The 9484-nt window shown below is 72.7% G+C and carries 8 protein-coding genes; 1 reads left to right on the forward strand and 7 read right to left on the reverse strand.

What is annotated here, in order from left to right; all coding sequences use genetic code 11:
* Positions 1-1328: FAD-dependent oxidoreductase (locus CR470_RS32025; protein WP_097870974.1), on the reverse strand; the 1328-nt coding region annotated here is incomplete at its 3' end.
* A 217-nt stretch (positions 1329-1545) separates the two neighbouring features.
* On the reverse strand, positions 1546-2445 hold the full coding sequence (locus CR470_RS32030; RefSeq protein ID WP_097870975.1) for a TIGR01777 family oxidoreductase: 900 nt from the start codon (positions 2443-2445) through the stop codon (positions 1546-1548).
* A gap of 62 nt (positions 2446-2507) precedes the next feature.
* Here CR470_RS32030 and CR470_RS32035 point away from each other — a divergent pair, with 62 nt between their 5' ends.
* A complete protein-coding gene (locus CR470_RS32035) occupies positions 2508-3029 on the forward strand; it encodes a GNAT family N-acetyltransferase (protein WP_097870976.1) in 522 nt (173 codons plus the stop codon).
* A gap of 10 nt (positions 3030-3039) precedes the next feature.
* Here CR470_RS32035 and CR470_RS32040 read toward each other — a convergent pair whose 3' ends face one another.
* The 5 genes from CR470_RS32040 to sucB all read right to left on the reverse strand — a co-directional run.
* The gene (locus CR470_RS32040; RefSeq protein ID WP_097870977.1) at positions 3040-3561 is read right to left on the reverse strand and encodes a DUF4240 domain-containing protein; all 522 of its coding nucleotides are present in this window, start codon (positions 3559-3561) and stop codon (positions 3040-3042) included.
* A 62-nt stretch (positions 3562-3623) separates the two neighbouring features.
* Complete coding sequence (locus tag CR470_RS32045; protein ID WP_097870978.1) at positions 3624-4607, reverse strand: helix-turn-helix transcriptional regulator; 984 nt, start codon at positions 4605-4607, stop codon at positions 3624-3626.
* A gap of 157 nt (positions 4608-4764) precedes the next feature.
* The gene (aceE, locus tag CR470_RS32050; RefSeq protein ID WP_097870979.1) at positions 4765-7437 is read right to left on the reverse strand and encodes a pyruvate dehydrogenase (acetyl-transferring), homodimeric type; all 2673 of its coding nucleotides are present in this window, start codon (positions 7435-7437) and stop codon (positions 4765-4767) included.
* Between the two features lie 257 nt (positions 7438-7694).
* Positions 7695-8318, reverse strand: a complete 624-nt coding sequence (locus tag CR470_RS32055) for a GntR family transcriptional regulator (RefSeq protein ID WP_097870980.1) — start codon at positions 8316-8318, stop codon at positions 7695-7697.
* A 147-nt stretch (positions 8319-8465) separates the two neighbouring features.
* The coding region (sucB, locus tag CR470_RS32060; RefSeq protein WP_097870981.1) for a 2-oxoglutarate dehydrogenase, E2 component, dihydrolipoamide succinyltransferase at positions 8466-9484 on the reverse strand (1019 nt) is incomplete at its 5' end.

Genomic DNA, 9484 nt, shown 5'->3' on the forward strand with positions numbered 1-9484 from the left:
GCCCGGCGCCCCGACCGCAGCGCGCCCTGGACCGTGCTCGTGTCGCGGTGGTCACCGCACACATACAGCCCGGCCAGCACCCGCACCGGACGGCGCGGATCGTGCGGGGCCTCCATCGCGGGCACCGCCTCCGGGTCGTGATGGGCCGCAAGCAGCTCCCAGCCGTCCGTCGGCACGCCGTAGAGCGCCGCCAGCTGCGCCCGCACCGAGCGATCCAGGTCCGGCGGCGGGGCCCCGAGCACCGTCGAAGTGATCAGCGTCCGGCCCTCCGGCGCCCGCGAGGGGTCGACCTCGCTCATCACCGCGGTGTACGCCACCGGGCCCGACCGGCCACCGTCCAGCACCAGCGACCTGCCCGTGGGCGGCGGGGCGGGCGCGGTGTGGTGAAGGACCGTCACCGGATGGAAGGACGGCACCCGCAGACCGGGCAGCAGCTCGGCCGCGGCCCCGGCACCGGTCGCCAGCAACAGGGAGCGGCACCCCAGTTCACCGTGCTCCTTGGTGCGTACGGAGGTGATGTCGGCGGCCGTCACATGCACCCCGGTCCGGACCGTGCCCGGCGGCAGCGAGGCCGCCAGCAGCTCCGGCAGCGCGGACGATCCGCCCGCCGGTACGCACAGGCCGCCGCGCGCGTAGTCCCGCAGAGCGAGATCGGCGCACCGGCTCGACGTGGTGAGGGCGGGGTCGCTGAGCAGGGCCGTGAGCAGGGGGCGCAGGACGCCGTCCACCGTACGGGCGGGCAGGCCCACGCCGGGCAGGGCGCCGACGACGGTCCGCTCCGGGCGGGCCAGGATGCGGGCCTGCGAGGTGGCCGCCAGCCGGGACAGCGCCGCGCCCAGCCGGGCCCGGTCGATCGCACCGGTCACCACGCCGCCCCGGCCGCCCCCGCGCGCCGGGGCTCCGCGCTCGTGCCCGTACGCGCTCTGCGCCGCCCGGAGCACGCGGGGAGCGCGGGGAGCCCAAGGGGCTCGGGGGGCGCTCGATCGGGTGCGTACGGCCTTGAGTGTGCCCCTCGCGCTCCGTATGTCGCCGGTGAGATGGCGGCGGCCCTCGCTGTGAACCAGGACGCCCGGCGCGAACTCCCGCAGCTCCGGGACGCCGAGCCCCGGAGTGCCGGTCAGCTCGGGCCAGGACGTGCGGAGGAGCGGGCCGAGCCGGTCGAGCCGGAACCCGTCCACCTCGTCGGTGGCGAGCCGGCCGCCCACCCGGGGAGAGGCCTCCAGCACACTGACGTCGAGCCCCGCCCGGATGAGCAGGTGGGCCGCTGACAGGCCGGCGATTCCGGCCCCGATGATGACCACGTCCGCGTGGTGTGCCGTGCTGCGCACGTACCCCTCCCCGAGTCGGTGCGACTGGTGGGAGGCTCTTGCCCCCAACAGGCCCCCGGAATGCCGGAGTTCGCAACGAACCTAGGAGGATGGCTGATACTGGGTCAGGCGCGCGTGCCGGGGAGCACCGGGGCACGGGGTCGCACACGCGGCCCCCGGCGCGGCCGGTGGGCACCGCGTCGACCGCGACGGGCCCGGTGGGCCCCGGGCGGCCGGCTCAGCGCAGCGCGGCGCGGATCGCTCCGTCGATGCCGGGGAAGGCGAACGAGAAGCCGGAGTCCAGCAGCTTCGCCGGGATCACCCGCTGGCTGCCCAGTACATCCTCCGCGAACTCCCCGAGCACGAGCCGCAACGCGGGCGCAGGCGCGGGGAACAGCGTCGGGCGGCGCAGCACCCGGCCCATCGCGGCGGTCACCTCGGCATTGGTGACGGGCTCCGGCCCGGTCAGGTTCACCGGCCCGGTCAGCGACTCGGTGTCCAGGATGTGGCGCATCGCCGCGACGTGGTCGTGCAGCGCGATGAAGCTCCAGAACTGGCGGCCGTTGCCCAGCTTCCCGCCCAGCCCCGCCTTGAACAGCGGGAACAGCCGCCCCCAGGCCCCGCCCTCGCGGCCGACGACCAGCCCGGTCCGCGCGTGCACCGTGCGGACGCCCGCTTCCTCGGCGGCGGCGGTGGCCGCCTCCCACTCCTCGCAGACCGAGGGCAGGAACCCGTCCCCGGGCGGTGCGCTCTCGTCCACCGGGCGGTCCCCGGTGTCGCCGTAGAAGCCGATGGCGGACCCGGCGAGCAGAACGCGGGGCGGGCTGTCGAGCGAGGCGACGGCCTCGGCGACGGCGGCGGTCCCCAGGACCCGGCTGTCGCGGATCTCCCGCTTGTAGGCGTCGGTCCAGCGGTGGTCGCCCACTCCGGCCCCGGCCAGGTGCACGACGGCGTCGCAGCCGACGAGTCCGGCCACGTCCACGTAACTCCGCTTGGGGTCCCACTCGACCTCGTCGCCGGTTCTGGCGGGGCGGCGCACCAGGCGGGCCACTTCGTGCCCGTCGGCGCGCAACGAGCGCACCAGCGCCGCTCCGATGAGTCCGGACGATCCGCTGACGGCGATACGGGAGCTCGGCATGGGCCCATCCTGCCCCATCAAACGCCTCGAACACCGGGAACACCGCGTGGCACAGTGACGCCATGGCCGCACTCACACTCCACCCCGTCCGCACCGCCGAGCCCGCCGACGAGGACCAGCTCGCCGAGCTCGACCGGTCCACGTGGTCGATGCTGCACGCGGTCCTGCCGAGGCCGACGCCCCCGTACGACCCCTTCTTCGGGGAGTGGCACCCGCCGGAGGACTTCCTCGTGGTGGACGCGGAGACGGAGGGCGGCGCGGCCCGGATCGCCGGGTACCTGCGTCTCGTCCCGCCCACCCCGCTCGCCTCCAACGCCCACGTCCGCCAGATACGGGGGCTCGCCGTGGCGACCTGGGCGCGCGGCGCCGGTGTGGGGCGGACCCTGGTGCGGGCCGCGTTCGCCGAGGCCCGCCGCCAGGGCGCCAACCGGATCACGCTGCGGGTCCTCGGGCACAACGACCCCGCCCGCGCCCTGTACGCCTCCGAGGGCTTCGCCGTCGAAGGGGTGCTGCCCGGGGAGTTCTTCCTGAACGGGCGTTACGTCGACGACGTCTGCATGGGGCGCTCGCTCGGCCCGGCCTGAGCGCCGGGGGTCACCGGGGTCCGAAGCGGTCCCACAGCTCGGGGAAGCGGGCGGCGAGCGCCTCCTCGTCCTCGAAGTCGACCGGGGAGCCCAGTGGCTCCGAGGCCTGCGGCGGCAGTCCCAGGTCCGGCGCGACCACGCCGGTGAGCTGCTCGTACGCCTCGTCGGCCGCGTAGCCCAGCTCCTCGCCGTCCCCGTCGATCTCCTCGTCGAAGTCCTCCAGCAGCTCCGCCAGGCTGTCCGGATCGTGCAGCGCCCCCTCGAAGACCTCCCGGCCCTGGCCGATCAGCCAGCAGCGGAAGTAGTCGAACGCGTCGTCGCTCGCCCCGCCCAGCAGCACGGCCGCCGCGCCCCACAGATCCCAGTGGTAGGCGCGGTTGTAGCGGGCCTCGAAGTGCCGGGCGAAGTCCAGCACGGATTCGGGATCGAGCTGCACCAGCCGTTCCACCAGCAGGTCGGCGTGGTCCTCGGGGTCGCCCTCGGCGGCCTCGCGGGTGTTGTCGATGATCTCCCAGAATTCCGTTTCGTCCATCACGGGTCCAGCATCCAGCCTGCCGAGGGCTCCCGCACGCGCAGACACCGAATTGAAGCCTTTCAGCGATACATCTCGCGCAGGCGTTCGGCGGCTTCCGCGAACCGGACCCGCAGCGACTCGGGGGCCAGGACCTCCAACTCGGGTCCGAGCGCCAGCAGCTGGCCGTAGGCCACGTCCAGTGATTCCACCGGCAGCGTGAGGGTGCGCCGGCCGTCCGGACCCGGCTCCGAGGCCTCCGCGAGCGCGGCGGCGGCCGCCGCCCGGTCACCGGTGTACGCCAGCAGCCGCGCCCCGCGCCCGGACACCCGTACGGTCACCTCGGTACGCAGCAGGGACCGGGCGAACCCGGCGGCCCGCTCCTCCCAGAACCCGGGCAGGTCGAACGTCTCGTCCCGGTCGAAGCGTTCATCGGCGGGCTCCACGGCGGTGAAGCGGTCGATCCGGTAGACCCGGAAGTCCTCGCCCGCCCGGGCGCAGAGATACCAGACCCCGGCCTTGAGGACGAGACCGTAGGGAGCCAGCTCCCGCGCCACCTCCGTCCCCTCCTGCTCGCGGCCGCCGCCCCTGCGGTAGCGGGCCCGCAGCAGCCGGTCGTCCCAGACCGCGTCGGCGATCGCGGGCAGCAGCTCGGGGGTCTCCGGCTCGTGGTACCAGGAGGGCGCGTCCAGGTGGAAGCGCCGGGCGGCGGAGGAGGAGGCGTCGCGCAGGGAGGGCAGCAGCGCCGCCGACACCTTGAGGCGGGCGGCCGACGCCGCGTCCTCCAGCCCCATCTCGCGCAGCGCGGCGGGCAGCCCGGAGAGGAACAGCGCCTCCGCCTCGTCCCGGGCGAGGCCGGTCAGCCGGGTGCGGTACCCGCCGACGAGCCGGTAGCCGCCGGCCCGGCCGCGCTCCGCGTACACCGGGACGCCCGCGTCCGAGAGCGCCTGCGCGTCCCGGGTGACCGTCCGCTCCGACACCTCCAGCTCGGCCGCCAGCTCGGCGGCGGTCATCGCGGGGCGGGCCTGCAGGAGCAGCACCATCTTGATCAGCCGGGCAGCACGCATGGGCCCATTGTGGCGGCACCGGCACGGCGGACCACGCCGGAACCCCGGCCGCCGCCCGCTCCGCGCCGACGCGGGAACCCCCGGCCGCCGGCGCGGGCGCGTTGTCGGACGCGTCCGCTCCGGTGACCGGGGGTTACGGCTCTGTACGGGAGGGGGCTCAGAGCCCGTAGCGCTCCCGGGCCTCCTTGACCGCGGAGGCCGGGACCTCACCGCGCCTGGCGAGCTGGGCCAGCGAGGCCACCACGATCGACTGGGCGTCGACGCCGAAGTGGCGGCGGGCCGCGGCGCGGGTGTCGGAGAGGCCGAAGCCGTCCGTGCCGAGCGAGGACCAGTCCTGCTCCACCCACTGGCTGATCTGGTCCGGGACCTGGCGCATCCAGTCGCTGACCGCGAGCACCGGGCCCGGCGCGCCGGAGAGCGCCTGCGTCACGTACGGGACCTGCTGCTCACCGCGGAGCAGCGCCTCGTCGGCCTCCAGCGCGTCGCGGCGCAGCTCGCCCCACGAGGTGGCGGACCAGACGTCGGCCGTGACACCCCAGTCGGCGGCCAGCAACTCCTGGGCCTCCAGGGCCCAGTGGATCGCCGTGCCGGAGGCCAGCAGCTGCAGGCGCGGCGCGTCCGCCTTCGCGGGCGTGCCCTCCTTGAAGCGGTACAGGCCCTTGACGATGCCCTCCTCGACGCCCTCGGGCATCGCGGGCTGGGGCTTCGGCTCGTTGTAGACCGTCAGGTAGTAGAAGACGTCCTCGGCGTCGGGGCCGTACATCCGGCGCAGACCGTCCTTGACGATCACCGCGACCTCGTACGCGAAAGCCGGGTCGTAGTTGAGCGAGGCCGGGTTGGTGGCCGCGATCAGGTGCGAGTGGCCGTCCGCGTGCTGGAGGCCCTCACCCGTCAGGGTCGTACGGCCCGCCGTCGCGCCGACGATGAAGCCCTTGCCGAGCTGGTCGGCGAGCTGCCACATCTGGTCGCCGGTCCGCTGCCAGCCGAACATCGAGTAGAAGATGTAGAACGGGATCATCGTCTCGCCGTGCGTCGCGTACGACGTGGCGGCGGCGATGAAGTCGGCCATGGACCCGGCCTCGGTGATCCCCTCGTTGAGGATCTGGCCGTCCTTGGCTTCCTTGTAGTACATGAGCTGGTCGCGGTCGACCGGATCGTACGTCTGGCCCAGCGGCGAGTAGATGCCGGCCGACGGGAAGAGCGACTCCATACCGAAGGTACGGGCCTCGTCCGGGACGATCGGCACCCAGCGCTTGCCGGTCTCCTTGTCCCGCATCAGGTCCTTCACCAGGCGGACGAACGCCATGGTGGTGGCCATCTCCTGCTTGCCGGACCCCTTGTGGAGGGCCTTGAACGCGCGCTCCTCGGGCTGCGGGAGCGGCGCGGAAGCGTGCATCCGGCGGGCCGGGGCCGGGCCGCCGAGGGCGGCACGGCGCTCCTGGAGGTAGCGGACCTCGGGGGAGTCGGCGCCGGGGTGGCCGTAGGGAACGAGGCCGTCCTCGAAGGCGCTGTCGGGGATCGGGAGGCCGAGCAGCTCGCGCATGCCCTTGAACTCGTCGATCGACAGCTTCTTCATCTGGTGGTTGGCGTTCTTGGACTCGAAGCCCTTGCCGAGCGTGTAGCCCTTGACCGTCTGGGCCAGGATCACGGTCGGCGCGCCCTTGTGCTCGACGGCCGCGCGGTAGGCCGCGTACACCTTGCGGGCCTCGTGGCCGCCGCGCGAGGTGTAGAAACACTCGGCGATCTTCGCGTCGGTCAGCAGCTTCGCCAGCTCGGCGAGCGCGGGCTCGGCACCGAAGAAGTGCTCGCGGATGTAGGCGACGTCGCGGGTGGCGTACGTCTGGAACTGCGCGTCCGGCACCTCGCGCAGGCGGCGCAGCAGCGCGCCCGTGGTGTCCAGCTGGAACAGCTCGTCCCAGGCGTTGCCCCAGAGCGTCTTGACGACGTTCCAGCCGGCCCCGCGGAACTGCGCCTCCAGCTCCTGGACCACGCGGAAGTTGGCGCGGACCGGGCCGTCGAGACGCTGCAGGTTGCAGTTGATGACGAAGGTCAGGTTGTCGAGCTGCTCACGGGAGGCCAGTGCGAGGGCCGCGGTCGACTCGGGCTCGTCCATCTCGCCGTCGCCCAGGAAGGCCCAGACGTGCGAGTTGGCCGTGTCCTTGATGTTGCGGTTGGCCAGATAGCGGTTGAAGCGCGCCTGGTAGATCGCCGAGAGCGGACCGAGGCCCATCGACACGGTGGGGAACTCCCACAGCCAGGGCAGCCGCCGCGGATGCGGGTAGGAGGGCAGACCGTCGCCGCCCGTCTCCTGGCGGAAGTTGTCGAGCTGCTGCTCGCTGAGCCGGCCGTCGAGGAAGGCGCGGGCGTAGATGCCGGGGGAGGCGTGGCCCTGGATGTAGAGCTGGTCGCCCGAGCCGTCCCCCTCCTTGCCGCGGAAGAAGTGGTTGAAGCCGGTCTCGTAGAGCCAGGCCGCCGAGGCGAAGGTGGCGATGTGGCCGCCGACCCCGTACCGGGCTCCCCGGGTGACCATCGCGGCCGCGTTCCAGCGGTTCCACGCGGTGATCCTCGACTCCATCTCCAGGTCACCGTCGAACGCGGGTTCGGCGGAGGTCGGGATGGAGTTGACGTAATCGGTCTCCAGCAGCTTGGGCAGCGCGAGACCGGCGCCCTCGGCGTGCTGCAGCGAGCGGCGCATCAGGTACGCGGCACGGTGCGGGCCGGCGGCCTGGGTGACGGCGTCCAGGGAGGCCGCCCATTCGGCGGTCTCCTCGGGGTCACGGTCCGGGAGCTGGTCGAGCTCGCTCGGAAGCTTTCCTACGGGGTCGGTCATGATCGCCGCCTTCCGGGGAGGAGGGGGGTGGAGAAGGCCCTGGCTGGCAGGACAGGGCGATGGGGCCGGTGGGCCCGCGAGATGAACTGTAAGGCGCTGATCGATGATCGATCAAAGGATTGAAGGCAAAACTTCTCGATACGAAGAAAAGTGGCATGGGGTGCCTCGAAATGGGGCACGGAGTGACGCGAAATAGTGCGCAAATAGGGCGCTGACCTGCACGGAAGAGCAGGTCGGGCGCCAGATGACGGAGCGGTTCAGGCCCGGGGCGCGCAGCCCAGCACATGCGCCTTCACCAGGGCCCCGATCGCCGGGTCCTCGGCGAGGAACGCGTCGATGAGCGCCTGGTGCTCCTCCGCGTACGACTTCTGCACCGTGCCCAGCCAGCGGATCGACAGGGCCGTGAACACCTCGATGCCCAGCCCCTCCCAGGTGTGCAGCAGCACCGCGTTCCCGGCGGCCCGCACCAGCTCCCGGTGGAAGCCGACCGTGTGCCGCACCTGCGCCTCGCCGTCGGCCAGCCGGTCCGCCTCGTACAGCGCGGCCACGTGAGGGGCCAGCGCCGAGCAGTCCTGGCCGAGCCGCGGGGCCGCCAGCTCCGCCGCGATCTGCTCCAGGCCGGCCCGGACCGGGTAGCTCTCCTCCAGGTCGGCCGCGGTGAGGTTGCGCACGCGGACGCCCTTGTTGGGGGCCGACTCGATCAGCCGGAGCGTCTCCAGCTCGCGCAGCGCCTCGCGCACGGGCGTCTGGCTGACCTCCAGCTCGGTGGCGATGCGGCGCTCCACGATCCGCTCACCCGGCTTCCAGCGCCCGCTGACGATCCCCTCCACGATGTGCTCGCGGATCTGTTCGCGCAGCGAGTGGACGACGGGCGGGGTCATGGAGGGCTCCTTCAGGCAGACCGGTGCTGCCTACATCATCACGGCGGCGGTAGGCCTTCTGTGGTGGTTAGACAATACGGCGGCGCCCCCGCCCGGATGAGTTCCGGGCGGGGGCGCCGCTGGTGAGGCTGGTTACAGCAGGGGTGTTCAGAGGCCGAGCTCGACCTCGAACTCACCGGCCTCCAGGATCGCCTTGACCGACGTCAGGTAGCGGGCGGCGTCCGCGCCGTCCACCAGACGGTGGTCGTAGGAGAGCGAGAGGTACGTCATGTCGCGCACCGCGATCGTCTCGCCGAGGTCCGGGTGGTCGATGACCACCGGGCGGCGGACCGTGGCGCCGATGCCCAGGATGGCGGCCTGGTTCGGCGGCACGATGACCGTGTCGAACAGGGCGCCGCGCGAACCGGTGTTGCTGATGGTGAAGGTGGCGCCGGACATGTCGTCCGGCGTCAGGCCGCCACCGCGCGCCTTGCCCGCGAGCTCCGCGGTCTTCTTGGAGATACCGGCGATGTTCAGGTCGCCCGCACCCTTGATGACCGGGGTCATCAGACCCTTCTCGGCGTCCACGGCGATGCCGATGTTCTCCGCGTCGAAGTACGTGATGGTGCCCTCGTCCTCGTTGATCCGGGCGTTGATGACCGGGTGGGCCTTCAGCGCCTGGGCCGCCGCCTTCACGAAGAACGGCATCGGGGACAGCTTGACGCCCTCACGGGCGGCGAAGGAGGCCTTCGCCTGGTTGCGCAGCTTCATCAGCTTGGTGATGTCGACCTCGAGGACCGAGGTCAGCTGGGCCTGCGAGTGCAGCGCCTTCATCATGTTCTCGCCGATGACCTTGCGCATGCGGGTCATCTTGACCGTCTGACCGCGCAGCGGGGACGCCTCCAGCTTCGGCGCCTTGGCGGCCGCATGGCCTCCGGCAGTCGCAGCTGCCGGGGCCGGAGCGGCTGCGGCGGCCTTGGCGGCCTCCGCGGCGGCGACGACGTCCTGCTTGCGGATACGGCCACCGACGCCGGTGCCCTTGACCGAGCCCAGGTCCACGTTGTTCTCGGACGCGAGCTTGCGGACCAGCGGCGTGACGTACGCGCCGTCGTCACCGGAGGGCGCGGCCGGGGCGGCCGGTGCCGGGGCGGCGGGCTGCGCCGGAGCTCTGTCTCTTATACACATCT

The sequence above is a fragment of the Streptomyces sp. rh34 genome, assembly GCF_002551245.1.
Lineage (GTDB): Bacteria > Actinomycetota > Actinomycetes > Streptomycetales > Streptomycetaceae > Streptomyces.